The sequence below is a fragment of the Paraburkholderia aromaticivorans genome (assembly GCF_002278075.1).
In the GTDB taxonomy this organism is placed as follows: Bacteria; Pseudomonadota; Gammaproteobacteria; order Burkholderiales; family Burkholderiaceae; genus Paraburkholderia; species Paraburkholderia aromaticivorans.
Genome location: NZ_CP022992.1, coordinates 241,808 through 268,212 on the forward strand (window position 1 = coordinate 241,808; position 26,405 = coordinate 268,212).

21 protein-coding genes and 4 pseudogenes are annotated in these 26,405 nt (G+C 60.1%); 13 read left to right on the top strand and 12 right to left on the bottom strand.

Features of this window, described 5'->3' with window-relative positions:
* Positions 1-82: 82 nt before the first annotated feature.
* On the top strand, positions 83-979 hold the full coding sequence (locus tag CJU94_RS37310; protein WP_095423603.1) for a LysR family transcriptional regulator: 897 nt from the start codon (positions 83-85) through the stop codon (positions 977-979).
* Between the two features lie 571 nt (positions 980-1,550).
* Here CJU94_RS37310 and CJU94_RS37320 read toward each other — a convergent pair.
* From CJU94_RS37320 to CJU94_RS37345, 6 genes are read right to left on the bottom strand one after another with little or no spacing between them, the layout of a single operon-like run.
* Complete coding sequence (locus CJU94_RS37320; RefSeq protein WP_095423605.1) at positions 1,551-1,985, bottom strand: c-type cytochrome; 435 nt, start codon at positions 1,983-1,985, stop codon at positions 1,551-1,553.
* Between the two features lie 15 nt (positions 1,986-2,000).
* Positions 2,001-3,242: a molybdopterin-dependent oxidoreductase gene (locus tag CJU94_RS37325; RefSeq protein ID WP_095423606.1), complete on the bottom strand. Its 1,242-nt coding sequence runs from the start codon at positions 3,240-3,242 to the stop codon at positions 2,001-2,003.
* Positions 3,243-3,255: 13 nt separating this feature from the next.
* On the bottom strand, positions 3,256-5,547 hold the full coding sequence (locus tag CJU94_RS37330; protein WP_095423607.1) for a heavy metal translocating P-type ATPase: 2,292 nt from the start codon (positions 5,545-5,547) through the stop codon (positions 3,256-3,258).
* A gap of 18 nt (positions 5,548-5,565) precedes the next feature.
* Positions 5,566-6,153: a c-type cytochrome gene (locus CJU94_RS37335; RefSeq protein ID WP_095423608.1), complete on the bottom strand. Its 588-nt coding sequence runs from the start codon at positions 6,151-6,153 to the stop codon at positions 5,566-5,568.
* Entirely contained in the window at positions 6,150-6,746 is a 597-nt protein-coding gene (locus CJU94_RS37340) for a cbb3-type cytochrome c oxidase subunit II (protein ID WP_095423609.1), read from the bottom strand. The genes CJU94_RS37335 and CJU94_RS37340 overlap by 4 nt, the downstream gene beginning before the upstream one ends.
* Positions 6,747-6,748: 2 nt before the next feature.
* Positions 6,749-8,413 (bottom strand): cbb3-type cytochrome c oxidase subunit I, encoded by a 1,665-nt coding sequence (locus CJU94_RS37345; RefSeq protein WP_095423610.1) that lies wholly within the window; start codon positions 8,411-8,413, stop codon positions 6,749-6,751.
* A 655-nt stretch (positions 8,414-9,068) separates the two neighbouring features.
* On the opposite strand from CJU94_RS37345, the pseudogene CJU94_RS37350 reads away from it, so the two are divergent.
* A pseudogene (locus CJU94_RS37350) lies at positions 9,069-9,287 on the top strand (transposase); the annotation flags it as partial.
* Between the two features lie 306 nt (positions 9,288-9,593).
* Here the strand turns inward: CJU94_RS37350 and CJU94_RS37355 are convergent.
* Positions 9,594-10,622, bottom strand: coding sequence for an IS110 family RNA-guided transposase (locus CJU94_RS37355; RefSeq protein ID WP_095423600.1), 1,029 nt, complete (start codon positions 10,620-10,622; stop codon positions 9,594-9,596).
* A 107-nt stretch (positions 10,623-10,729) separates the two neighbouring features.
* Here CJU94_RS37355 and CJU94_RS37360 point away from each other — a divergent pair.
* Positions 10,730-11,956: pseudogene (locus CJU94_RS37360) on the top strand (IS1182 family transposase); the annotation flags it as partial.
* Positions 11,957-12,077: 121 nt separating this feature from the next.
* Here the strand turns inward: CJU94_RS37360 and CJU94_RS37365 are convergent.
* Positions 12,078-12,860 (bottom strand): annotated as a pseudogene (locus tag CJU94_RS37365) (Mu transposase domain-containing protein); the annotation flags it as partial.
* Between the two features lie 77 nt (positions 12,861-12,937).
* The gene (locus CJU94_RS41520; protein ID WP_167397613.1) at positions 12,938-13,216 is read right to left on the bottom strand and encodes a hypothetical protein; all 279 of its coding nucleotides are present in this window, start codon (positions 13,214-13,216) and stop codon (positions 12,938-12,940) included.
* Positions 13,217-13,480: 264 nt separating this feature from the next.
* Here CJU94_RS41520 and CJU94_RS37370 point away from each other — a divergent pair, with 264 nt between their 5' ends.
* The 8 genes and pseudogenes from CJU94_RS37370 (at position 13,481) to CJU94_RS41150 (ending at position 22,585) form a co-directional block, all read left to right on the top strand.
* Entirely contained in the window at positions 13,481-14,248 is a 768-nt protein-coding gene (locus CJU94_RS37370) for a site-specific integrase (protein WP_244221207.1), read from the top strand.
* Positions 14,245-15,585, top strand: coding sequence for a tyrosine-type recombinase/integrase (locus CJU94_RS37375; RefSeq protein WP_095423611.1), 1,341 nt, complete (start codon positions 14,245-14,247; stop codon positions 15,583-15,585). Before CJU94_RS37370 ends, CJU94_RS37375 begins: the two co-directional genes overlap by 4 nt.
* Positions 15,572-16,576, top strand: a complete 1,005-nt coding sequence (locus CJU94_RS37380; RefSeq protein WP_095423612.1) for a tyrosine-type recombinase/integrase — start codon at positions 15,572-15,574, stop codon at positions 16,574-16,576. Before CJU94_RS37375 ends, CJU94_RS37380 begins: the two co-directional genes overlap by 14 nt.
* A 96-nt stretch (positions 16,577-16,672) precedes the next feature.
* Positions 16,673-17,593: pseudogene (locus CJU94_RS37385) on the top strand (Mu transposase domain-containing protein); the annotation flags it as partial.
* A gap of 18 nt (positions 17,594-17,611) precedes the next feature.
* Positions 17,612-18,370, top strand: coding sequence for an IS21-like element helper ATPase IstB (istB, locus tag CJU94_RS37390; protein WP_095423613.1), 759 nt, complete (start codon positions 17,612-17,614; stop codon positions 18,368-18,370).
* Positions 18,371-18,609: 239 nt separating this feature from the next.
* Positions 18,610-20,934 (top strand): P-loop ATPase, Sll1717 family, encoded by a 2,325-nt coding sequence (locus tag CJU94_RS37395; RefSeq protein WP_095423614.1) that lies wholly within the window; start codon positions 18,610-18,612, stop codon positions 20,932-20,934.
* Positions 20,935-21,533: 599 nt separating this feature from the next.
* Positions 21,534-21,977, top strand: coding sequence for a hypothetical protein (locus CJU94_RS37400; protein ID WP_208645442.1), 444 nt, complete (start codon positions 21,534-21,536; stop codon positions 21,975-21,977).
* A gap of 377 nt (positions 21,978-22,354) precedes the next feature.
* Positions 22,355-22,585, top strand: a complete 231-nt coding sequence (locus tag CJU94_RS41150) for a hypothetical protein (RefSeq protein ID WP_157763882.1) — start codon at positions 22,355-22,357, stop codon at positions 22,583-22,585.
* 82 nt (positions 22,586-22,667) lie between these two features.
* Here the strand turns inward: CJU94_RS41150 and CJU94_RS37405 are convergent, their stop codons facing one another.
* From CJU94_RS37405 to CJU94_RS41155, 3 genes are all read right to left on the bottom strand, one after another.
* Positions 22,668-23,585 carry a hypothetical protein gene (locus CJU94_RS37405; RefSeq protein ID WP_095423615.1) on the bottom strand — a complete coding sequence of 306 codons (918 nt, stop codon included), beginning with the start codon at positions 23,583-23,585 and terminating at the stop codon, positions 22,668-22,670.
* Complete coding sequence (locus CJU94_RS37410) at positions 23,586-24,698, bottom strand: type IV toxin-antitoxin system AbiEi family antitoxin (RefSeq protein WP_095423616.1); 1,113 nt, start codon at positions 24,696-24,698, stop codon at positions 23,586-23,588.
* A 512-nt stretch (positions 24,699-25,210) separates the two neighbouring features.
* Entirely contained in the window at positions 25,211-25,360 is a 150-nt protein-coding gene (locus CJU94_RS41155; protein ID WP_157763883.1) for a hypothetical protein, read from the bottom strand.
* Between the two features lie 35 nt (positions 25,361-25,395).
* Here CJU94_RS41155 and CJU94_RS37420 point away from each other — a divergent pair, with 35 nt between their 5' ends.
* Positions 25,396-25,770 (top strand): hypothetical protein, encoded by a 375-nt coding sequence (locus tag CJU94_RS37420; protein WP_095423618.1) that lies wholly within the window; start codon positions 25,396-25,398, stop codon positions 25,768-25,770.
* A gap of 8 nt (positions 25,771-25,778) precedes the next feature.
* Positions 25,779-26,351, top strand: a complete 573-nt coding sequence (locus CJU94_RS37425; RefSeq protein ID WP_157763884.1) for a hypothetical protein — start codon at positions 25,779-25,781, stop codon at positions 26,349-26,351.
* The last annotated feature ends 54 nt before the right edge of the window (positions 26,352-26,405 follow it).

Sequence of the window (26,405 nt, forward strand, 5' to 3'; positions counted from 1 at the left end):
GAACTGATTGTGCGGATTTGCTATCCATATTGAAAATACATCGTTAATATGGAATCAATGCCTATTTGATATACAGAAGACGATGAACTTCACCCATCTCGCAGCGTTTTTTTCTGTTGCGGAGACCGGCAGCGTCACCGCCGCGTCGGAGCGACTTCACGTTAGCCAGCCGGCGCTTACGCGCGAGATCCGCGAACTGGAGGAACGAGTCGGCGTGCCGTTGTTCGACCGGCTCCCGCGCGGCATGCAGCCCACTGAGGCAGGCCGTCTGCTTGCCGAATACGCCGCGCAGATTTTCTCGCTGGCGGACGCAGCCGAAACCGCGATCGGCGAGTTCGCGGGTTTGACGCGCGGGCACCTTGGGCTCGCCTCAAGCCGCACGATTGGCGTTTATCTGCTGCCTCCCGTTCTGGACGAGTTCCGGCGGTTATATCCAGGCATCACGGTCGACCTCGCGGTGTCGAACACCGAACATGTCGAGGAGACGGTGCTGGCGCATGAACGGCAGCTTGGGCTGATCGAAGGACCATACGACGCATCGGCGTTCGATGCGACCGTCATTGGTCGTGACGAACTGATTGCGGTCGCCGGCGCCAGCCACCCGCTGACGCGCAAGCGCCGCGTCAGCGCAGCGGAGGTCGGCAATGCCGAACTCGTGATGCGCGAACCCGGGTCCGGCACACGCATGGTGATCGAGGACGCGTATGCCCGGCACGGCTATGAGCTGTCGCCGAAGCTGTCGGTGGGCAGCGCGGAGGCGATCAAACGGATGCTGCGCCTTGGCAATGCGGTCGCTTGGGTGTCGCGCCAAACGGTCGCCGACGAACTCGCCACAGGCGTGCTGGTGCAGTTGCGGGTGCACGACCTGAAGATCGAGCGGGATCTGAACATGATCTGGCGTAAGGCGCGTGCGTTGAGCCCGAGCGCGCGCGCCTTTCGCACGCTCGCCGATCAGATGTTCGAACACATGATCGTCTAGCGGACGAGGGGGCGTCATCGTGGCGTCTCGCGTCGTCGTAACGGTCAATTGGCGCCCGTCGGCATGCTGCTAGCCGGACTGCGCCGGAGCCGCTTCCAGCGAACCGGGCGCCGATCCCGTTGACGTACGGGCGCGCACTCTGCGGGTAAGCCCAGCGTAGGTAAAGCTGGCTGCGAGCAAACCGAATCCCAGGCACCTGACGGGCAAGCAGTCCAGCAACCAGCCGGCAATGAGGAACGACCACGAAGCTGCCGTCCACAACCAGGCTCGATAGCGGCGCGTTCGCCGCGCCGCGAGCAGGCTGATGCACACGGCGAGCGTCGAGGACAGCGCTGCAAGCGACGCCCAGATCGGATGAATGTTCGTTGCGACGAACCAGCTTGCGTTAAAGAGGCCAGCGTAGGTGGTCCAGCAAAGCGCGCATTTCGGTGCGAAGATCTGCAACCCGACGGCGGCGAGTCGTGCGGCTGTCCCGGTACCAGGCCGCATGCGGATTGGCGGCATGCAAGCGTCGAGTCCTTGAGCAGGAACACACTCGCAGCCGCGCGTTCCCAGGTCCGATGCTTGTGCGTCAGCTGGCCTGGTTGTCGACACCGGAGGGGCCCGCTTCATTCTTCTTCCCATTGATAACGCCAAGATAGTGAGCAAGCTGGTCGACCTGATCGAGAGGAATCGGTGCGCCGAAGCCGTTGCGCATCTTCATGATCTCGGTCTTCCACTCGGGAGTGGTCAGCGGTGGCTGGCGCAGCACCATTCCGGTCGAATGACACATCACGCAATTGGCATTCGCGATCTCTGCGCCTTCGCCGGGTGGAAAGAGCGTGCTGCCAGCCGGCAAAGAAACGTCGAGCGGGGCGAAATGCACCGGAGGCACGAGGGCGGCCTGCCGCTGCGCCTGTCCGGCGATCGATTCAGGCAGGTAGTGACTGCCGGTCAGCGCGGCAATGGCACCGACGGCGACAGGGGCGGCCCAGACCGCCGCGATACGAAGCAGCTTCAAGTTCATGGTTTTCGCCTCGTGTCAGACTACGTTGATATCGACGGATTCAATGACGTTGCGCATGAAGCCCGCGCCGTTCCAGTTCGGTGTATTCGGCTGCGCCTGTCCAGTCGAGTCGATCGCGCGGACCATCAGTGTGCGGCTGCCCGTTTGCGGGAAACTGACCGTCGTCTGCCACTGCCGAAAACTGTAGCGGCCGTAATCGCGGCCCATCGCGGTGTCGGTCCAGTTGCGGCCGCCATCGGACGAAAACTGCACCTTGGCGAGCGCGTTGAGACCGCCGAACGCAATGCCACGTACGAGCATCGGCTGACCGCGTTGTACCGTGCCCGCAGAGCGCAGATTGGTGAAGAACGACCGGGGCAGCATTGTATTGATGGGCACCTGCTTGAAGTCCTTGTCGCCGGGATGCACGTTGGCAAAATGGTTATCGGGGACGAGGTAGGCCTTGGCAGTCCAGAAGTTGTCGTCGGGCTTGTCGAGCACCTCGATGTCGTGCAGCATCTTGACCCAATACGTTGCATACCAGCCGGGCACGACAAGCCGCAACGGATAGCCGTTGAGCAGCGGCAGCGGCTCTCCGTTCATCGCATAGGCGACCATCACTTCGCCGTCGAGCGCGTGGTCGATCGCGAGCGACTTCATGAATTTCGGCGTCTGCGGAATCACGCCGGTATCGAGGCCGTTCAAGCGCACCTGCACTGCGTTTGCGCCGACACCGGCATGCGTCAGCAAATCCTTCAGCCGCACGCCCGTCCATCGAGCGTTGCCCATCGCGCCGTTCGCCCATTGACCACCTGGCACGCGCGGACTAAAAAAGCCGCGGGAATTCCCCGAGCATTGATTGACTGCGGCAATTTCGAAGCGCGGGAATTTTTTCACAAGATCGTTCAGCGTCAGGCTGACGGTCCTGTTCACGTGACCCCGGATGTCCAGCCTGAACGCGGCCGGATCCACCGACGTTGGAATGTTCGCAAGGTGCCACCGCACATAGAAGCGGTCGTTTGGCGTAAAGACTCCCTGGTCGAACACCTCGAACGGCGTTTCGATTAACGGCGGCCGCGTTCTTTGCAGTATGACGTTGGACTTCTGCGGAAACGCGGACGTAAGCGGGCGTGCACCATTTTCGAAGGGCAGCATGATGTTATTGCCTGGTGCTGCCCTCCCCGTTATGGGATTCGTCAATGCCGCGAGCCCCAGCGCACCGAGGCCACCGAGCAGCCTGCGGCGCTGCTGGAAGATGTCGCGTTCATCGTTCTTCATGGTCATCCTTCTGTCAGGTGTTGAACATCGGCGCAGGTGGCCGCTGCAGATCCGGATCCTGTGTGCTGCGGTGATGTGCGGTGTCCGTGTCGAACGTGTCAGCAGTAGCGCTGTGCCGGTTAATTGCGCCGGCAGCGAGGCGGGACGAATTGAGCGTCACCGAAAGTGAGCTGGCGATCATCAACGCGGCTGCCATTGCTGGCGACACGACTCCGGATAACGCGAGCGGCACGGCAAGCAAGTTGTAGATGGCTGCGGCAATGAGGTTCTGGCGCATCACGCGCGCCGTGCGCCGTGCGATCGCCAGCGCGGCATTGAGCTGCTCGATGCCGCCCTCGACCAGTACGATCGATGCGGCGGCCACCGACGACGCCGTCGCGTTGGCGACGGCGATGCCGAGATCTGCCGCCGCGAGCGCGGGCGCGTCGTTGAGACCGTCACCGATGAACGCGACCTTCGTTCCCGCTGCCTGCGCAGCGACGATGCGACGGGCCTTCTCTTCCGGCGACTGGCCCGCGTACACGGCGCCGGAGTCAATGCCGACAGCCTCGGCGACGCACAAGCCGACGGCCGGCTCGTCGCCGGTCAGCATTGCGAGCGCCGCGCCAGTCGTCCGCAACGTGGCCAGCGCGCGGCGTGCACCGGCACGCGGCGCGTCCGCGAAATGCAGCGTGCCGCGCCACCGCCCATCGCGCGCGACATGTACCGTCGTATGCGTGGCTGCCGTGTCCGGAACCGGTACGCCGAGCCCGGCGAGAAAGGACGCACTGCCGGCGAGAATGCGAGAGGCGTCCGCGCCGATCCATTCCACCCCCGCCCCGGGCGTTGCGCGGGACGTTCCCGTCGCGCCGTCGACGGTTGCACGGCATGACGGCGGTACCAATGATTCGATGGCCTTTGCGAGCGGATGCTCGCTGCCGCGCTCGGCGATCGCCGCGTCGACGAACAGGTCGACGGTGCTCACGCTGTCGGCACATTGCGACTGGACGAGCCGAGGCGAGCCTTCGGTCAGTGTTCCGGTCTTGTCGAAGCAGAAGAGGGCGATGCGGCCGGCCTTCTCGATCGCCTCGACATCCCGGAACAGCACGCCCGCGCGCGCCGCTCGCCCCGCCCCAGCGGTAAGCGCGAGCGGAACGGCCATACCGAGCGCACAGGGGCAGGTAATGACGAGCACCGCCACGGCGCGTTCGAGCGCGGCGGCGATGGCAATACCCTCGGCTGCGTTCCACAGCAAGGCGAGCGTCGCGACCCCGCAGATGGCTGGCACGAGGTAGCGGGTGAACCGTTCGGCGAGTGCCTGGGTCGCCGTCTTGCGCGCGAGCATCTGCCGCACGCTATGCGCGATCAGATCCACGCGACGCTCGCCCCAGGCGCGCTCGACCAACACCACCAGTTCGCCGTCTCCATTGAGTGCACCGGCTTCGACCAGGTCGCCGGGTTCGACGGTGATGAACGCCGTTTCGCCCGTCAGCAGCGAGCGATCCAGCGACGACACGCCTTGCGTGATGACGCCGTCGAGCGGAACGCGCTCGCCAGGGCACACCCGAACCGCGCTGCCGCGTTCCACCCGCTTGGCAAGGACTTGCGTTTCGGCGCCGGATGCATCGATCACGTGCGCGGTTTCAGGCGGTAATTCGAGCAGGCTGCGTACGGCGTCGGCCGATTGGCTTCGCACGGTCGTTTCGAGCAGCCTGCCGGCCAACAGGAAGACCACGATCATTGCGGCGGAATCGAAATAGACGGTCGACTCGCCCCGTATCAACTGCCATACCGAAAGCAGGCAGGACCCACCGGCCCCGGTTGCGACGAGGACGTCCATGCCCGGCGCTCGAGCGCGCAGCGTGCGCCACGCCGCGCGGAAAAACGGCAGCGCACCGTAGCCGATCACCGGCATGGTGGCGAGCCCTGCAAACAGCGCCAGCCCAAATCGGGCGGCCGGCGAAAGACTGCCCTCGGGCGCAACGTACAGCGCCCATTGCGCCGGCATTACCCACATCGAAAAGAACACGGCAACCACGAGCCGGACCATCAGGTCATGGCGGATTTTCGCGAAATGCGCGCGCCGGTCGTGCCCCGCGCCTTCGGGGATGCACGCGTATCCGAGTTTGGCGGTGCGCTGCAGCAGGAGCTCAAGCGACGTCGCGAGCGGATCCCATTGCAGCGAGGCGGACTCAGCCGCGAAACTGACGCTCGCGGCGAGCACGCCGGGCTGGCGCCGCAGCATGGTTTCCAATGCGTTCGCGCAACTGGTGCACCACATGCCGCGCACATCCAGCAGCGCACTATCTGGAAGGTTGGATTGCATTTTGCGTTTCGTCCGGCTCTACGGCTGCTTCGAGAGTTCGTCGCCGCCTGCCCACGGCGTCGTCCGAGTGCCCAGAGCGGTTCGCTCGCCCTTCACAAGGTCGGCTGTCAGTGCAGCCGACTTGTTGCCGAAGCTCGCGCGAACGTGCGTGGCCACCGCCGCGATTTCCGCGTCGGAAAGGGTCGTGCCAAAGGCGGGCATCGTGCCGTTGAAGGTTGCGCCGGCAACGTCGATCTTGCCGTTGATGCCCAGTAGCAGGATGCGCGAGACGGTCTTCGCGTCGCCGTTCACCCATGCAGAGCCGGCCAGTGGTGGAAACACGCCAGGCAGGCCGGCGCCGTTTGCCTGATGGCAGGACGCACAGCGGCTCGCGAAAATCTGCGCGCCGTCGGCCGCGGCGGGTGCTGCGGCGCTCGTCACGGCGTCGCGGCTGGTGTCTTTGGCGCTGGCGGGCGCGAGGTCCGGATTGAGCAGGAAATAGCTGACGCCCCAGACTGCTAGCGATGCGCCGACGAGCCCAAGAAGCCAGGGCACCGGATTCGCCTGTTCGATGGGTTCCGCATACTCCCGTGTCTGGATCGTGTCGTGCTGCGTGTCGTGTTTCATTTCGTCACTCCGGATTCAGTGGCGGGAACGGGATACGTATGATTGAGTGCAGTCAGGTAAGCGACGAGATCGAGCGCCTCCTGCGTGGCGACGACCTGGCCGCCGGCTGGCGTGAATTGCGGCGGCAGCGTCACGACCTTGTCGTTCGGTCCAGGATGCGCGACCACCTTGAAGAGGAACGGGTACGACGGCATCACGCTTCCAGGCGTCACACTGCGTGGCTGGTACAGGTGAGCGAGATGCCAGTCGACGCTAGGCTGCCGTGCGCCGATGTTGAACAGATCCGGGCCGGTGCGCGACACGCCCAGCAGGTGCGGGTAGTCGTACGCATAGTCGGCCGATACCGACGGGCGGCCCCAGCCGCGCAATGCGTCCGGACCCAGGGTCGCCGCCAGCGGCTGCTGCGAGTGGCAATACACGCAACCCATGTTGACGTATGTGGCGCGGCCGCGCAGTTGTGCGATGGTGTACGGCTTTAGCTGTTCGGGCGGCGATTCGTCCTGCAACTCGCGATACGGCAATGCGACCAGCACGAGCGTGGCGATCGCCAGCATGATCAGCGCGCCGATGACGATGGTGAGAACCCGGTTCATGGTCAGACTCCTGTGGACGGCGCGCCGCCGATAAGCGCCTGGCCGGAGCGGATCGTCCCGCGGTCGAGTAGCATCGCGAAGAAGTGCCATGCGAATACGAGGTGCCCGGCGGTCATCAGCACGCCACCGAACGTTCTGGCTCGCAGGTAAGGCGCGAGCACGTTGACGGAATCCATGAAGGGCCGCGTGGCATCAAGCATTGCGATGCCCTGCAGAACACCGCCGATGCTCAAAAACACGAAGTAGATCGCGAAGCCGATCACAGCCAGCCAGAAATGGAGGGAAATCAACTTCGGATAGGGCCACTCCCGCTCCAGTACGCGTGGCATCACGAAATAGATCGAACCGAACATGATCATCGAGTAAAAGCCGTACAGGCCGAGGTGCGCATGCGCGACCTTGTACTGTGTGAAGTGCACGAGGCGATTGAAGAACGGCACGGCTTCGAGCGAGCCTTGCAGCGAAACGAGTGTGTACAGCGCGGCGCCCAGTACGACGAAGCGCAGCGTGGGCGAATATCGCAGCGTCGCGAAGCGCCCGACCACCGTCATGTGCTGATTGACGCCGACCGCGAGGACGGGGATCAGCATCATCACGCTTTGCACGACCGAAACGCTTTGCAGCCACGCTGGCACGGGGCCGCCGAGCAGATGGTGAATGCCGGCCTGGCTATAGAACATCGCCAGCGCCCAGAAGCCGACCAGCGAGAGGTTGTACGAGTAGATAGGACGGCCGAGCACCTTCGCGATGAAGTAATAGGCCGAAGCAAGACCGAACGGCGTAAGCCACAAGCCAAGCACGTTGTGTGCGAACCACCAGTTGACGATCGCCTGCTCCACGCCGAAATGCACGTATGGCACTTTCGCGACGACATACAGGATCGGAAACCAGAGCAGGGCCGCAGCGATGTACCAGACCGAAACGTACAGGTGGTCCACATTGCGGCGGGATAGCGTCAAAAATAGCGGCACGGCTGACAGTGCGCCGCCGATCGCCAGAAGAATGCCGATCTGCCACGGAATCTCGAGCCACTGCAGGCCGTCCGTCCAGCCCGCGAGTATCGCTACGACACCGGCCGCGACGCCGGCATTCCATAGACCGGCACCCGCGACGGCGTAGTGCTCGCCGACGAGACGGGTCTTCAGCAGCCGCGGCAGCATCCATAACGAGATGCCCAGTCCTGCCATCGATGCCCAGCCATAGATCACCATATTCAAGTGCGCGGTTCTGATGCGGCCGAACGTCAGCCAGGCCGATTGGACCAGAAAATCCGGCGACGTCAGCTTTTGCGAGGCGACCAGGCCGGCGAGCGAGCCAAGCACCAGCCACAGGATCGACGACGCGAGAAACGCGAACGCGGCGGTGCGGCTCGACCTGTCCTGCGCTTCGCGGGCCAGCAAATCAGGCCGCGTGTGCACGGCTCGTTGCGCGTCGCCGTGCGGCGTCGAAGCGTTGCCATTGCTTTCGGCCCTCTGCAGCGCGCTGCGTTGCGTCGACGAAATCGCGGGTTCTTCGACCGTGCCAAGTTCACCGGTTTCGAATATCACTTGTGCCGCCTCGGGGCCGGCCCGCATCAAACCCCGTGTCTGTGCCCATATGAACATGAAGAGCCCGAGCACGGAAATGAGAAACGACAGCGCGAGCAACGCGCCGAGTGTGAGCGTCATGGCTGTAAAGCCCCCATTTGTTCGAAGGAAATCGGTGGCGACATCGGTCACGCTTGTGCGACTCTGGGGAATCCCCGTGACTTATTTCGTCCACCACAATCGCCGTATGCAGACGGTTGTCGATCCCGGCACGTCGGCTGAAAAGCAGTATGGGACTCGCGCTCACATATGTAATATGCATTTTTGCGATGCGATTCATGCTTTATTGATATGCATCCGCGCCGCGGCGGCGCCTGTTCCGCTGGGCATGTCCCATGCACCCGTGGACCTGTCAAGTCGCGTTGCCTGCCAAACAACCAGCAGACGTCACTGTGATGTTTTTTCGAAAACGCATCGGCGCTGGCGTTGCATGACTGCGATGGGTGCGGATGCAGGTATTGACAGAACAGCGCGGCATATCCGTTTGGTATCCGAAGCAACATCTTCACGCTCGGAAGCAGACCTTCGCAAGGCGAGGCGGGGGGCCGACGCGAACGGCCGTTATGGCCGACGACTTTCTGGATCGAGTCTGTACCCGAATGTCCGGTACCTGGGCGTAGCCGACGCTCAAATGTCCGCGCGAAAGCGCGGCCCAACGGCCGTAGATGGCCCAGAGTGTGTCAAAACACCTTTTTGAATTGCTAAAATATCTCGTCCGATAGCGGAGGCGAGCGAGATGAAGCGGTTCGTTCAAGGCGACAATCGTACTCAAACAATCCTTCTTCCTGAATCGCTCGACGACTATGTAGCGGATACCAATCCGGTCCGCGTAGTCGACGTCTTTGTCGATGAGCTGGATCTTCATCAGCTTGGATTTGAGGGCGTCGAACCAGCGCTTACCGGACGACCTGCGTATCACCCGGATGTGATGCTTAAGATCTACTACAAGGGCTTCCCCATTCAGCACAAGTCCGATGGAGTCCCTGGTGTTGCCTGTTGCGTTGCCTGCAATGTTTAAGAAGGTGAAGGACTGCGATACTACAAACGGTCATGTCGGGCCAATCGCCCGGACCCTGATGAAAGACGCACGCGAGGACCTAATTCATCTATCGGGAACGGATACTCCAGTAGATCTTCCAGGTACTCCCCGCGCGGGTCCAACCCACTTCACATCACTGTTGGCAGCGCAAAGTGATCTTCTATCTATTCATGGTTCTGACCGCCGTGGAGAAGGTCCGATTGAAGAATGCGGCAGTGCTGGTCAGGCTTCCACCGGTTCTAGTTGGAAAGCATCACCGTACTTCAAAACCGCCCACGCCATCCGCGCATTCTTGGCGGCAATAGCGACCGCCGCGCGCCAGTATCCACGCCGCTCAACGAGGCTCCTGATCCACCGGCTCAGCCGGTCTTGCTTATCCCGCAGATTTGCCATCACGGCGCGTGCGCCGCTTACCAGTAGCGTACGTACGTAGGCGTCGCCAGCCTTGGTTATGCCTCCGAGCCGGGCTTTGCCACCACTGCTATATTGCGAAGGCGTCAATCCAAGCCATGCAGCTACCTGCCGGCCGTTCCTGAAGTCGAGGGCGGCGCCGAGAGTGGCGAGCAATGCGCTGGCCGTGGTGGGCCCTATCCCGCGCAATTCCATGAGCCTGCGGCTGCGCTCATCCTGGCGCGCAAGCTCACCAATGGCACGATCGTACTCGCCGAGACGCTCTTCCAGCCGATTGATGTGTTCGAGCAGATCTCGAATGCAGCGATTTGCCCAGCCAGGCAAGGCATCATCCATACGGACCGCGATGTTGCTGCGCAACTTTCCCGGGCTCTGCGGCAACACAATGCCGAACTCGGACAGAAGGCCGCGCACACGGTTATAGGTCGCTGTGCGCTCTTCGATAAAACCCTGACGCGTGCGATGCAGGCAAAGGGCCGCCTGTTGGTGTTCGTCCTTAAGGGGCACAAACCGCATGTTAGGCCGCGTGACAGCTTCACAGATGGCAGCCGCGTCAGCGGCATCGTTCTTGCCCCGCTTGCCTGACATCCGGTACGGCGCAACCAGTTTCGACGCCATGAGCTTTACCGTGTGCCCGTGTTGCTGGAACATCCGTGCCCAATGGTGTGCGCCTGAGCAGGCTTCCATACCGATCAGACAAGGCGGAAGTTGTGCGATAAGTGCCGCCAATTGATCGCGCATGACACGTGGCTTGATCAGTACGGCTTTGCCGGCCTTGTCCACACCATGAACGGCAAAGACGTTCTTTGCAAGATCGATTCCTAACGTAGCAAGGGTCATGAACTTCTCCTGATGTCGATGCGGTTAAACGATCGGGACCGAACAATGGTACGCCGATGCTGGTTCGCGGCTTCCGCCGAAACATCGGGATGGGGAAGTCCCTTTCATTCATCTACGGCTACCTGAACCGAATTCAATCCAGTCGACGGCTTGAGCGCGAGGCACAGCGCAACGTCGAATTGATGTGGCTCACGGGTCGTCTGGTGCCCGACTTCAAGACCATTGCGAGGTTCCGCAAAGATAATGGCAAGGCGATCCGCAGCGTCTGTCGCCAGTTCGTTGTGCTGTGCCAACGCCTGAACCTGTTCTCCGAGGCGCTCGTTGCGATAGACGGCAGCAAGTTTAAGGCTGTGAACCATCGCGATCGCAACTTCACGAGCGCGAAACTGGAACGCCGCATGCGGGATATCGAGGCAAGCATTAGCCGTTATCTGGTAGAAATGGACACCGCCGATCGTCAGGAGCCGACGATCGCGAAGGCGAAGACAGAACGGCTGCAAGACAAGATTGCGGCTCTCAAGGAGCAGATGCAAATCCTCAAACAGGTCGAAGTCAAGCTCGACGCGGCACCGGACAAGCAGGTGTCGCTCACGGACCCGGACGCGCGTTCGATGAAGACTCGGGGAACCGGAGTCGTCGGCTACAACGTCCAGGTAGCGGTCGATGCAAAGCACCATTTGATCGTCGCGCACCAGGTCACCAATGATGGAATTGATCGAGACCAACTCACGTCGATGGCCAGGCTGGCGCGTACGGAAATGGGCGTTGATAAACTTACGGCAGTTGCCGATCGCGGTTACTACAAGAGCGAAGAGATACTCGCATGCCACGAGGCCGGCATCACGGTGTTTGTTCCTAAGACAAAGACCTCGGGAGCGACCGCTGACGGCCGCTTCAGCAAAGACGATTTTATCTACGATGCCGAGAAGAACGAGTATCGATGTCCGGCAGGCGAGCGTCTCGTATGGCGCTATACAACAACCGAACGTAGCCTGAAGTTTGATCGCTACTGGAGTTCGCAGTGCCAACAGTGCTCGTTGAAAGACAAATGCACTCCGAGCACCGAACGCCGGGTAACGCGCTGGGAGCACGAAGGATTGCTCGAAGAGATGCAGGCCCGGCTTGATCTCGCCCCCGACATGATGCGTATCCGACGACAGACCGTCGAGCATCCCTTCGGCACGATCAAGGGCTGGATGGGCGCAACTCATTTCCTGACTCGCACTATCGAGCGGGTGAGCACCGAGATGAGCTTGCACGTGCTTGCCTACAACATGAAGCGGGTTATCAAGCTTCTCGGTTCAGAAACGGTTATGAAAGCGATGCGGGTGTGAAACCCGTATGTGACTCACCGTCTCCGCAATACATTCGGCACTGAATTGACGTTTGTCGTGCCACAATCGATACGCCCCAATCTACCAACGAGCCAGCGCGCCCTCAAATTTCCGCCGGCTGTGCGTTTTGACACACTCTGAGCCGTTCCTTGCCGTACTTGCGTGAGAGCGACAGCAGTCCGAGGCACGCGCGATATCCCATCTCGGGGTGCGGCCGGTTGGTCAGCAGGTGTTTGACGATCGCCTCGGCACCGGGACCGACGGAGGCGCCCCAGTTCAGCAATCTCCCGGGCGTCCATTCCATGTGGGCGCGGTGCGCCGCCGGCATGTGCTCGGGCAACGTCGTATGCTTGTTCCGGAGTCGGCTGCGGGCGTGGGCGGCAACGCGCTTGCCGCGGTGCAGGATCTCGACGCCGTGGCGGGTGACGCGCGCGTAGACCTCCTGACGTACGAGGCTGTGCGGGACGCTGTAATAGTGGTGATCGACTTCGACGTGGTAGTCGATATTGACGCGGCACTTCACGAAGGTCGCGATCTCGTAGCGGCGTGCCGGCAGGGGGCGCAGCGCTGGCCGATCAAGCCGCTCAAACCATTCGCGGCGATTGCCCTCGAGCTTCTTGAACGGTCGTTGGTTCAGGTCGACGATCAGCTTGTCAATCGCCTTGTTCAACTCGGCCAGACTGTAGAAGCGGTGGTTGCGCAGCCGCGCGAGGATCCAGCGCTCGACGATCTGTACGCCGACCTCGACCTTCGCCTTGTCCTGCGGCTTGCGCGGCCGCGCCGGCAACATGGCGGTCGCGTAGTGGTTCACGAAGTCCTGCGTGGTGTTGCCCAGCACCGGTTCGTAGCGATCCGCCTTGGCGATCAGCGCCTTCGGGTTGTCGGGCACCAGCAGTTCGGGTAATCAGCAGCTTCTCGTAATGCGCAGGAGTGACGCGGGATCGGCGCCGTTGCTGAATTCTGGTCGCCGGTTCCTTCACATTATCTCGATGGTGCCATGCTCGAGGTGCGACCAACCGCTTGAGGAGGCGCGCCATGTCCCATCAGCAAACAAAGCACGAGCTGCTGCTCTGCAAACTCGAGCGGCGTCTGGTAGGCGAGCGATACTGTGTGCAGATCAGGAATCGCTATCTGGTAGTCGCGGCAAACTTCCTTCGATTTCTCGATAGGCGACGAATACGTATTGAAGCTACGGGGCCAACAGACATCTCCGCGTATCTTCAATGTGAACTTCGGCGCTTCCGGCGTCACCACGGTCACTCGCCACTCTCCCTGCCGGGCTGGAGAGCGTCTCACACGACTGGCATTCATCAGCTGCTGCGCTTGGCTATTGGCAAGTGGCCGCCCGATTCGGTCCCTTCCAGTGTCAACGCAAGGTTTAATCGGAAACTGTGCACGGAGTACGGTCAATGGCTCCGGGAGTGGCGAGGGCTGGCCGACGAAACAGTCGACGGCCTTTTGGCCGAAGCACAACGATTCCTGTGTTCCGATGGTCGGTGCAAAGGCGCGCAAACGTTGATGCATATGACAGTGCCGGATATCGATTGCTATCTGCAACGCCGAGTTTCGTTGCTGCGTCGGGTATCGCGTAAAGGTATCGCGTCGGGGCTTCGCAGCTTCGTTCGCTACCTATATGAGACGGGGCGTACCGATCGCGATCTTTCTCGGTTCATCATTGTCCCAACAACGTATGCATACGAGTCTATTCCCTCGGCGCTACGCCCCGCCGATATCAGCGCGGTCTTGGGAGCCACGCGCCACGACCGTTCTCCGATAGGGCTACGCGACTACGCCATTCTGATGATGCTCTCGACGTACGGCTTACGTGCGGGAGAGGTAACGCGACTGCGTCTGGAAGATATCGATTGGAGAGCCGATCGATTTTACGTCCGTCATACCAAGACTGGATCGCAGTCAGTCTTGCCGTTGCTTCCGAGTGTCGGCGATGCTCTGCTTGACTACTTGCGACGAGGACGACCAGCCTCAGATGTGCGCGAGATATTTGTTCGCGCTCGGGCACCCTATCGCGGCTTTCGCAATGGTTCGAGCTTGTACACACCGGTGCGTCGACGGCTCGAAGCAGCCGGGATATATCCAGTTGGCAAATGCGGTCCGCACGCATTTCGACACGCCCGCGCTATCAGCCTGCTTCGCGCTGAAGTTTCGGTAAAAGGGATCGGGGACCTATTGGGACATCGATCTGCCGGGTCTATAGCTGCGTACCTGAAGTTGGCTACGGAGCATCTTCGCGGCGTAGCCCTTGACGTTCCGAACTCGGAGAGGCAGCCATGAAGCGACTCTGGCCTGATGCCGACGAAGGTTGCATCGAACGCTTTATCGTGGAATTGGGAGCCCGCAACGCAAAGACGCCCGTCGTTTACCGATGCATTCTTTCCGGCTTCCAACGGTTCGTCACGCAGTACGATCGCGGGCGATCACTCGATCAGCAAACAATCGAAGCGTGGTTGCGCGAGCGAATTGCACAATGGCCTTTGCACATTGTGTTTCATCGCGCGCGTCTCGTCGACCGGTTCCTCGATTTTCTCGAGACAGAAGGATCGATTGCGAGCAATCCGCTACACGAACTGCGGATGCAATACGGTCAGCGAACGACAACGCCCATAGTGCGTGCACTACTATCGTCTTCGTCAGAGACAGCGCTTGAAGCCCTACGTCCGCTTCCCCGCTTTGGAAGTTTTCTCGGTCCACTCATGCTCTACCATGTCACGTTAATGCGCGACATGGGCTACCGCTACGAGACGCCAGCAAATCGATTTTTATACTTCGATCGCTATCTGCAGAAGAATCCGCATCTGGACGGCCAACCTCTGGCCGTTCTTCTGCAAGAATGGCGAGCCATATGTCCGACGCCAGAGCACGCCTGGCAGTGCCAGGAGTTGGGGCGCGATGTCGCCAAGGCATGGCGACGCTTCGAGCCAATGATTTCCGTGCCCAAGCCTGACCTCCGACTCCGTCAGCAGTTGGAGCAACAGCGACGGCGTCCCCACATCTACACAGAGCAAGAGGTGCAGCTCCTGCTTGAAACTGCACGGCGATTTCCCTCTCCATACGCACCGCTTCGACCTCTGAGCCTGTACACAATGCTCGTTCTTGCATACTGCACTGGACTACGCTTGGGCGAGATCGATATTCGGGAGGTGAAGTTCTTTAAATCGAGGACATTACCGGTTCCCAAAAGCGTAGTGGTTGCACTGCGCGAATACCTACATGCGCGGCGACTGGCGGGCGGCCCACAGCAGGCAGAGTCAGGCCTGTTCTGGCATCAGCAACGGGCCGGGCGCTACTCCTATGTGATGACCGAGAAGCTTCTAGTACGAGTGCTGCGCCTCTCTGGCGTAAAGCCAGACAGAGGCCGGCTTGGGCCACGCATTCATGATCTTAGGCATACGTTCGTCGCAAATCGAATGCTTGCGTGGTATCGCGAGGGGGTCAACCCTCAGGCTCGCCTTCCTTATCTCGCCACGTATCTCGGCCACAGGGACATTAATTCGACTCTGGTCTATTTGACCATCACGAATGAACTGCTGCAACTGGCAGGCGCGCGCTTCCGTGCTTTCGGCGCACAAAGCCTGCACGTCGACGAAGGAGTGGACAATGAGACCGATTGATCCTTTGCCAAGATTGCTCCAGGAATTTTTCTACTCACACATGCTGGAACAGCGCAATCTTTCCGCCCATACGGTGCGATCATATCGCGATACCTGGAGACTATTCCTGCGGTTTTCGGCAACACGGCGCAAACGGTCCGTAGCCACACTCGTGCTGGGCGACCTTACCGCAGCCATGGCAGGAGCCTTCTTGCAGCAATGTGAGCAAGAACGCAAGGTTACGGTCGGTACTCGAAACTGCCGATTGGCCGCGCTGCACAGCTTTTTCTCGTTTGTCGCTGAACGGGAGCCCATATACGCGGCACAGTGCGCCGAAGTACTGCGCATTCCCACGAAGCGTGAAGCCATTCGCGCACCATTCTATCTTGAGCCGGACGAAGTCGATGCCATTATGTTGCAGCCGGACCGCACAAGACTTGAGGGCCTACGCGATCACGCGCTACTTTGTTTTCTCTACAACACCGGTGCACGCATCCAGGAAGCGCTCGATGTTAGCCCCCAACGTATTCGATTCGATCCACCGTCTTACGTGCGATTGATCGGCAAGGGTAAAAAAGAGCGGATTTGTCCTCTATGGCCAGAAACCGTCCTCGTGCTTAAAGCACTACTCAAGCGCCAACCGCGCGCGGACAACGATCCCATTTTTGTCAATCGCTATGGCGTACCTCTGGGAGCGTCTGGAGTTCGCTATAAGCTCGCACAGTACGTTCAGGCAGCCGCAAAGACAGTTCCTACCTTGTCCTTGAAGCGCGTATCTCCGCACAGTTTCAGGCACGCGGCTGCCGTCCACCTCGTAGCAGCGGGCGTAGACGTCACCGTGATCCGCAGCTGGCTCGGCCACGTGAGTTTGGACACTACCAATCACTATGCACAGGCAAATCTCGCTACGAAGCGCGCGGCACTCGAGCGTCTTGAGCCGGCCTCGAAGAGAAAGAGGCCGCCGCGATGGAAGCGCGACAATGATCTGCTTGCGTGGCTAGATTCCCTTTAAGCCCCTCTTAATGTGAAGGAACCGGCGACCAGAATTCAGCAACGGCGCCGGTCCCGCTCACTCCTGCGCATTACGAGAAGCTGCTGATTAGTCGAGGTCCTGGTGCCCGACAACCTGAAGTCCGGCGTGCGCAAGGCGAATTTCTACGAGCCAGATATCAACCCGACCTACCAGGAGATGGCCTCGCATTATTCCGTGGCCATCATTCCTGCACGTGTCAGAAAGCCCCGCGATAAGGCCAAAGCCGAGCTGTCGGTACTCCTGGCCCAGAGATGGATTCTCGCGAAGCTGCGCAACCAGCGCTTCTTCAGTCTGGACGCGGCCAACCGGGCCGTCGCCGCGTTGCTTGTCGAGCTGAACAACCGGCCGTTCAAGAAACTGCCGGGCTGTCGACGCAGCGCGTTCGAGGAGTTCGATCGTCCGGCGCTGCGGCCGCTTCCCGAGAAGCCATACCAGTACGCGGAGTGGATCGTGGCCCGCGTGGGTCCGGACTATCACATCGAGGTGGACGAGCACTACTACTCGGTGTCGTACCGGTACGCGCGTGAACAGGTCAATGTGCGCGTCACGGCCAACACCGTCGAGATCTTCCATCGCGGTCAGCGCATTGCCGCCCACGGCAAGAGCGCCCGCCGTCGTTTCCATACCACCATCGACGCGCACATGCCGCCGGAACATCAGGCCGTCGTGAAGGGCTGCGATCCACAGCGGCTGCGCAACTGGGCCACCGACATTGGTCCGCATACCGCGGCCGTTATCCAGCACCTGCTCGGCGCGCGCAAGCATCCGCAGCAGGCGTACCGCGCCTGCCTGGACGTGCTGCGCATGGGCAAGGACTACGGGCGCGACCGGCTCGAAGCCGCCTGCCGTCGCGCCATCGATCTGAAAGCGCCGAACTACAAGTTCATTGCCTCGACGCTGAAGAACGGCCTGGACCGGGAGCCCGAAGCGGCTGCTGCCCAGGCCGACCTGCCGCTCGTGCACGCCAACGTGCGTGGGCCTTCCTATTACCACTGAAATCAACAGGGAGTTCTTATGCTTGAACATCCGACCGTCGACAAACTGCACGCACTGCGTCTCACCGGCATGGCCGCCGCCCTTGCCGAACAGCAGGCCCAGGACGGCATCGACCGGCTGGGCTTCGAGGAACGTCTCGGGCTGCTGGTCGAGCGCGAAGCCAGCCAACGGGAGTCGCGACAAACAGCCGCGCGGCTGCGCCGCGCGAAACTGAAGTTCCCCGACGCATCGCCCGAGGACATCGACTATCGAACTGCGCGCGGCCTCGATCGTACGCTCACCGCTCGGCTGCTGACCTGTGAGTGGATTCGGGAGCGCCAGAACCTGATACTGGTCGCGCCGACCGGGCTCGGCAAGAGTTGGTTGGCCTGCGCGTTCGCCGTTCAGGCATGCAGGCAGGGCTTCTCCGTCTGCTACCTGCGCGTGCCCAAACTCAACGAGGAACTGGCCATCGCACACGGCAGCGGCCGCTACGCACGCTGGCTCGCGCAACTCGCCAAGACGGACATCGTCATCCTCGACGATCTGGCGATGGCTCCACTCACCGACTCCGCGCGACGTGATCTGCTCGAGGTCCTCGACGATCGTCACGGCAATCGCTCCACGCTGGCGACAAGCCAACTGCCAGTGGACCACTGGCATGACGCGATCGGCGAACCCACTGTTGCGGACGCGATCCTCGACCGGCTCGTACACAACGCTCATCGCATCACGCTCGCAGGTGAATCGATGCGCAAGACGCGAAGCCGGTTGACTGCGAAGTCGCAGTCCGAGTAAAAAGGCAAAGCTCCCGCGTCGCTGCGTCCTGTTTGTTCGCGATGGCGTGGAATCCCTGTTCGCTTTGCCGTGGAATCGGCGTTCGCTTTAGCCTGGAATGGATGTTCGTTTTGCGTGGAATACGCAACCAGCACACGGCCATTCGGCTGCCGGAGACTCTCTGACCAATCGCGCGACCGGTCGGACAGCATCCGTTGTGAGATGATATGAACAATCTCGCGACTACAGCGGCGTAATAAATGACCAAGCTTGCCTTCGTTGCCTATCCTTCCAAAGACCAGTCTCTGCTGGGGATTTTGCGCAGTGCCGTAAAGAAAGTGACGGCAAAAACGCAAGACGTCAGGTATGAGCGATGGGAATTCAATGATATCGCGGGCACACCATTGATTTCCCCCATCATTGAGAAAATAGACGAATCAGCTTTCATTGTCGCTGATATCACCTATCTAAACCTCAACGTGGTTTATGAAATTGGTTACGCGATCGGAAAATCAAAAAGGGTTTTCTTAATCAGGCATTCGAAGACAAAGGGCGACCGCGATATTGCAAAGCGAATTGGGATTTTCGACACGCTCGGGTTCTCCGAGTACGAAGACGATGAGTCTTTGGCGCACCGTTTGACGGGAGAGATAGGAGAAATCCCTCTGTCGATTCAGAACCCAATCGATACGAAGGCGCCGGCATATGTCGTAGAGCCCCCGCTGAAGGGCGCTGCAGCAACCATGATGACCTCGCGCCTAAAGAAAGCGCGCTATAAATACAGAAGCTTTAATCCCACAGAAGACTCGCGCCTTTCGGCCGTTGATGCTATCAAGCAAGTGGCCTCATCGGCCGGGGTACTCGTCTCCTTCGAACGGGAGGACAAGGATTGGGCGCAGATCCACAATGTTCGAACGATGTTCGTTGCGGGACTCGCGCATGGCATGGAGCGCCCGACGCTGATCTTAGCGCCCTCTGATTTTACCTCGCCACTGGATGTCCGGGACGATGTGAAAACTTATGGCCACCCAGACGATATTGCGGAACACATCGCCGGCTTGGTCTTGGATGTGACGGACTATCTTCAACAAGTCGAACCCCCGGCAAGAGGGGCGGACAGATCTCTTCAAAATCTGACATTTGGTGATCCGACCGCGGAAAACGAGATGACCACTCTGTCAGACTATTACATGCAGACCGATCAGTTTAATCGAGCGCTTCGAGGAGAAGTGAACTTAGTAGTAGGTCGAAAAGGATCGGGCAAAACGGCACTGTTTTTACAACTTCGGGACAGAATCAGGAGCGACAAACGTAACGTAATGGTCGACTTGAAACCCGAAGGATATCAGCTCATTAAACTCAAAGAAGATCTTCTTACATATCTGACAGAAGGGTCGCGCCAGCACCTTATTACTGCGTTCTGGGAATATTTGCTTCTGCTAGAAGTCGCCTACAAGGTATTAGAAAAAGACCGCGTCATACACAAGCACAATCACGATTTGTTCGACAAATATGTTCGATTGGAAGCAGCATATAAGGTTGAGAGCTTTTCGACAGAGGGGGACTTTTCCGAGCGCCTCCTCACGTTGTCGAATCGAATTGCGCTTGAATATCGATCACGCTACGGCGATAAATCGGACACCAGACTCTCGGTCGAGGACGTCACTTCTTTAGTATATTCGCATGATATCAGGGCGCTACGGCAGAGTCTGTCCGATTATCTGGATGAAAAGCAATCGGTCTGGATATTGTTTGACAATCTTGACAAGGGCTGGAATACCTCTGGTGTCGATGTTATAGATACCATTGTTCTTCGTTGCCTAGTAGAAGCCGGGCGTAAATTGGAGCGTGAGATGCGCAAGCACGAGCAACGCCTCTCGTGCCTAATATTCATCCGCAATGATGTGTATGAATTGTTGATGAAGGGGAGCGCGGACTACGGAAAAGACATGCGCGCAGTGTTGGATTGGACCGATCCCGACATGCTGAGAGAAATGTTGAGGCTTAGGCTGGTCGCGAATATCAAGGCGGCGGGCGGTGAGCGCGATTTTGAGAAGATCTGGCGACAGGTGTGTATCTCCCATTACCGGGGAGAGGAAACATCCGCCTATATGATAGAGCGCTCTTTGATGCGGCCGCGAAACTTGTTGAAAATATTTTCTCATAGTAAAGGATTCGCAAACAATTTCCTACACAGCCGGATTGAGGAGTCCGATATCGAAAAAGGGATCAAAGCTTATTCGCAAGATTTGCTAATCGAACTGGATCACGAATTATCGGACGTGTTCCCCGATACTCCGGACGTTCTTTATGGATTTCTCGATCATAAACCGGTTGCGAGCCGTTCTGAAATCGAGGAAACACTTCTGTCAGTAGGTGTTAGGCCCGACGCTACGAGTAAAGTGTTCTCCTTCCTGATTTACTATGGTGTTCTAGGTCTGCTTGTCGACGGAGAAGTGCAGTACATTTTCGACGTAAATTACGACTCTAAAATCCTCACTGCTCGAGCGCAGAAGCAGGGGGATAATGCACAGTTTGCGATAAACCCCGCGTTTCGAGACGCATTGGGAATCGCGCAACCGTAGTAGATATCGCCTGCGGTAGATGATCATTGAAACGGTGTGTTGCTGATTGCACCGTAGACCTGCTATGCGGGGGTCCCTGCGCGGCGCCAACAAACTCGCGGTTCGCGGGGCGGTTGGCCGTTGCAGCGTCGGCCGGGCGCATGACGCAAGAGGACCCGAACCACCAGGAAGTCTCGGTACAGTCAGCCGCTTCAGGAGCGCTCACCCGTCAGGAGCAACAGACAGACGGGATGCGGAACCGGCGACAACGCCGAATACGGAACGACCGACTCAACTTGCGTCAGTGGCGGTTGTAGCTCGCACAACGGCCGTAGCCAGCGCGGCGGCTCCAGTGGGCGACTCAGGTTCGATCGGCGCCGGTCGGGCCGACCGCACAAGCTGGTGGTTAATTGTTGCGATGCAGTATGCCGCATCAACCACCTAATAACGGATACCCCAATTTTCTCAAGGCGCGATCGTGCCGAGGAACTTCATGCCTGCTAAAGCCGCTTCTGGCACCTGCCGCAGCAAGCTCAGCTTGGACCCGACATAATGGTGGGCGCACGGCCGCTCGCGCTGATCGGGCACAATAGACGTTCCAACCCGTCCGAGGAGCGTTCATGCCCGCCCGAATCCCGCTTGATCCGAAGCTACCGCGCGGCTTCGATGACACGCCAAACGAGGATCGCACCAAAGAGGAACTGGATGCCTGGTGGGATCATCCTTTCGGCGTGACGCGATCTGACGGAAGCATTGAAGTCCGATGCCTGCACGGCGGCGCGTGGGACCGGTCATCGTCCCTTGGAATCGCCGAGGACTACGACAAGGCTTGCGCGCTGGCGGCCGAAAAGCTGGCGGAATGGTTGAACTACCCAGAGCGTCCGACGTTTTACCTCGACCTAAAGCCGAGCGTCGTGTTGATGCCGCAGCGGCCCGACGAAGAGATGCGGATTCTCGCGACATTCGAGACGGCCGAGGAAGCGAGCGCCTATATCCGCGAGCACTACCCGAAGGCGCTGGCGGGGTCCGGCACTACTGGGCCGATGGACGGCGAGCACGCTTGAGCGCGCCGCCCGGCCGTTGGTCACGCGCCGCCCGGGTTCAGGACGGCCCCCATGTTGCGCTCTAGAGATCGAGGATCTCGAGGCCGTCCTCGCCATCGTCCATCAGTAGCCTGACTCGCTCACACCTGGAGCCTCATACCGGGATGCCAGCAAGCCGTGCTGGCTCCCGCCTCGTTCCCGATTGGAATCTTCCAACTGGAGGCCGGACTGCTCCTTGACCAAGCAGTCGGGCAGTGAAACTGCCTCTCGTTATCCCCCGGCACTTCCCGAACGGAACCCCCTATACCCGGGCAAGCAGGCTCAGGTCTTGCGATGGCTTGAGACAGCGTGCGGTGTCGGTATAGTCAATTCAGACCGCACGCGCCGCTGAAGGCGTCATGGCTGGCGACTACTGGTTAGGCTACGTTTCTGTCTACGCAGTAGGTCGACTGCGCAACGAGTTCCTAATGCACCTGGGCACAACGATGAAATACTTCCGAATCCTCCTCGCCGATGGTGTCTACCACTACGCGACCGGCAACAGCGCGAAAGAGGTACGCACGAAGTTTGAACGCGACCACCTGAGCCTGCCGAAAGTCTCGCGCGTCAAGTTCCGCGGCTACGCCTAACACGCCGCCTGCCGCGTGCGGGTAGTCGGTCTCCGGCGTCGCCCGCCAGGTGCGGGCGATTCCCAGTAGAAAGTGAATGGCTTCAAGTCTTTGGCCGACGCTCCGTGAGCTTGGCGTTGAAGTCGTCTAGGAGCGCTTGAACAAGACCCGACGCGAAGCGCTGGTCTCGCACCAAGGCATCATCGTCGGCCTGGTAGTGGAACTTTGCATAGGCTACTGCTCCAGCCTTTTCGTATCCCTCGCCATGTTCGTCATCGCAGAAGCGGCGGTGCAAGGCCGAGAGTCCCGCTTCGATCGCGCCGGGGTGAGCCTGCGACAGCGCCCGCTGCACGAACAGTTCGCCAACCTCGTCGATTGTTCCCGCATACCGCAGCACGTGGATGAGGTCGGCGGCATCCTTGTTTTCCATACGGTCGTCCAGCGCCAAGGCCTTCAGAATGACGAAGGCAGGCACGTCGGCGAAGCGAACCACCTCAGTAGAGATACCTCCGCCGTCCAACAAGTGGCCCGTGACCTCGCGTTCCTGAAACCAATCGTGCACGATGCCGGCGTACTTCACGGCTAGCGCGGAGACGCGTTCACCGTCGACGTTCACCGCTCTCCCGGGCTGCGCATCGCCAGCGTCGCGAAGGAACTCAACGAGCACAAACATATGCTCGTCTACCCGCCGCTTCCACCGCCACGAAGACGCACTACCCACACCATTGACGTGGCGCTCGAATCCGCGCGCGGCAAGCTGGTCGGCCAACGCGGCGTAGCCATCGCCCTGGGCGATAACCTGAATGTTGAGGACGACGTCGACGTCAGACGTTCCAGCGTGTGCGGGCACGTTCGGCGGCACTTCAGGCGTAAGGTACCGTGGCACCAGACCGCCCACGAGACGCAGCGTGTTCTTGAGGCCGCCGAATGCGCCAAGCAGGGTGAGCAGGGTGCGCTCGCATGCGGCTGTAACGTCGGCATCGTAGCCTGCGGCGTTGGTCGGTTTGGCGCCATTGGCCATTTATAGCTCCAGTCGTTCGAGAACGTGTTGGGCCAGTTCCTTGTTTCTGCCGCGTCCGTCGAGCAGGTCGAGGTAGAGGATGAAGGGGCTGGCGAAATAAGACGGGTACTCGGGATGTACGTCGCGAAACAATAGGCTCGCGCCGCTGCGCTCGACCAGGGTGACGTTTGCGCCCTTGTCGGCCGGCTTGAGTTGCAGCGTCTTCGCAAGCTGCTCTGCGTGCCCCGGCGGGATAATGATCTCGGCGGTATCAACGCTGGTAAGCAATGGAGCGTAGACGTTGGCGGCGGCCGTGCCAGTGAATGCCAAGTCGAACGAGAACCCGCCCTTGTCGATCTTGTACGTCAAGTGCGTGAGCAGCAACTCGGGGCGATCCGCGAATAAGTACCAGCGGGTGCGTTGCTCCTTGCGCTTTGTCCAGTGCTCGGCCCAAGCGTCCAGCAGCTGCCTCGGCTTCGTCAGCCGCCGTCGAAGGGTGCGGCCAGCCCCGCTGGACTCGCACCATTCACGCCGCTCCAATTCCTGCAGCACCACGGAGCACGTATAGGACGAGCTCTGAGTCATATAGGCGAGTTCGCCCCCGGTAAGCCATTCGTTTCGGTGCACCAGCAGCGCGTGAACTACCATTTCGCGCGAGTCGGTGAACAGAGCGGTGGCTTCCTTCCTTGCCGACGCCTGCTCTGGGCGTTCAATGTTGATGAACCAATTGCGCCAACGCAGAAACAGGTTGCCATTCCTCTCGAAATAGCCGATCCCGCGCTTTCGGAGCAAATCCCTTGCGCCAGGGCTCAGCGACTCAGCGGCAACCAGGGTGATCAAATCCTGCTGGCGCTCGGAGGCGAGCTTGTATTCGTCGAGCTTCCACACTGCCTCCCGGATATCCCGCGGATAGGCGTGGCGAAGCGTTTCCACGGCGATATCGGCCGATTTGCCTCCGGCAAGAAGCGTGATCAGGCGGTCGAGCCGCAGTCCGTCTCCGGTCAGATGTTCGGCCTGCCGGGTAACGATCTGCCCGTCTGTGGCCTCTGCGAGAGCGGCGCAGAGCTCCTCCGCAACCTCGGCCTCGTAGGTGAGGCGGGCGGTCGCCTTCTGACTGTGAGCGGACTTTTCCATTGCGCGTTAGGCGGAAATGAGTAATTTTGCTGATCAGCATAGGATACAACAAAAGCTATGCTTTAGCAAAATCGGCTAGTTTAGCTGTTCAGCTAAGGATGATTGATCAGCTACGGAAATGTGTTGAAGTGGCCCCATTTCGTCGAAACACAGGCAAAGGCGGTATCTGTTTTTGCCGTTTCCGGAACAGATCCTACGCGTCGTCAGCGGCCAAGCGCGCGATGTGCAGGAGCCCTTTGCGCGATGACGACGTTCGCATTGTGCGAAACGTCTTGCGCACCGTTTTTGAGGACCATGAGCGGTATCTGCGAGGCGATCTTCTCCCACTCGGCAAGGAGGAGGGCGGGGTTCGGGTGCGTCTTGAAAGCACGCCCAACGCCTGGCTGGAGTTCTGGCACTCAGTACTTCATGCCGTTCAAGGACGAGGCGGAGGTGGTACGCACCGGCCGACGCGTGTGCCGATGGTCTGCCGGATCTGGTCGATCTGTTGCGAAAGCTCGATCCGGAGATGTTCAGTCCGCAGGCTGCGCGGCCATCGCCGCGTATGCGGAATCGAATGCGATGCCTTGGTCGGGCTCAGGCGGCGAGTCGGTGCTCGTAATCGAGCGAAACATGCCCGGATGGGCGCTCATTCGGGATTGCTGTCCGATCGCGCTCTCCATACCCTGCTTCCTGGTGCTTAACGCGAGAAGCGGTGATGAACATGGAAGTCCAGAGCGAGGTCCTGATCGAGGCGGGCCCGGAAAATAAACCGGTCCCCAGTTCCGAGGCGAAGCGTTTTGCCGAGGACATCCGCAAGGCCATCGAAGCCAGCTTGCCTGTCGGCCCCAGGAAAGTCTCGCTGATGCCGTATCGGTACGGCAGCGGCGAACTGCTCGGATTCGACTGGTCTGACGGCGAGAACAACGTTTTCGCCGTGACCTTCCATATCGCCGAGGCGCCGTCGCTCCCGAGTGCCGAGCATATTGGAGCGGTGAGCGTAGATGTGGGCGTGACCGACATGACGGATGCGCTTCATCTCGCGCGGCTGATCGTCCAGGCGGTCAACGGCAACACCGGCGTCGATCTGTAAGCGCAGACATGCCCACCGCGCGCTCCGGAGGGGACATGCCCCGGCCACTGGAAAATCCCGAACGGAAAGAGGACGAGAGCCTGTTCTCGCTGGCGCTGAACGCAAGGTGCGAGTCCGCGCTGATGTGGCTGTACGTGACCTCGGGTGACGTGGGAACGCCGGCGTTCAACCAGCACCGACGCAGGGCGTATGAGCTTGCCCGACGCGCCGGGTATCACTACGCGGACGAGCCGATTCCGCATCTACTGAGGGACGATGACGATCTCATCCAGGCATGGGAACACGGCATCCATGACCAGCAGGTCGAGCAACGCGAAGCGCAGGCGGTCGTCGAACGCGAGGGCATCAAGAAGCTGATTGCGGCGAAAGACTGGCCGGCACTCAAACTCCCGTTTCCGGAACAGATTCTCGAAACGCTTCGTGACAGGAAGCCCGTTCACGTCGAAGGCCACGGCCTTTATTCCGAAGAGGACTACATCTACTGCGTGAACCCGTACGGCATCGAACTCCTCGTGAGCCATGTCGCAGGATCTCACTCCCGACGATATCGAGCACTTCCTTGCGGATATGGTGCTCGGTGAGGAATGGGGCCCGGTACCGCATTGACGCTCGACACCTTGAATTCCGCGCTTCGT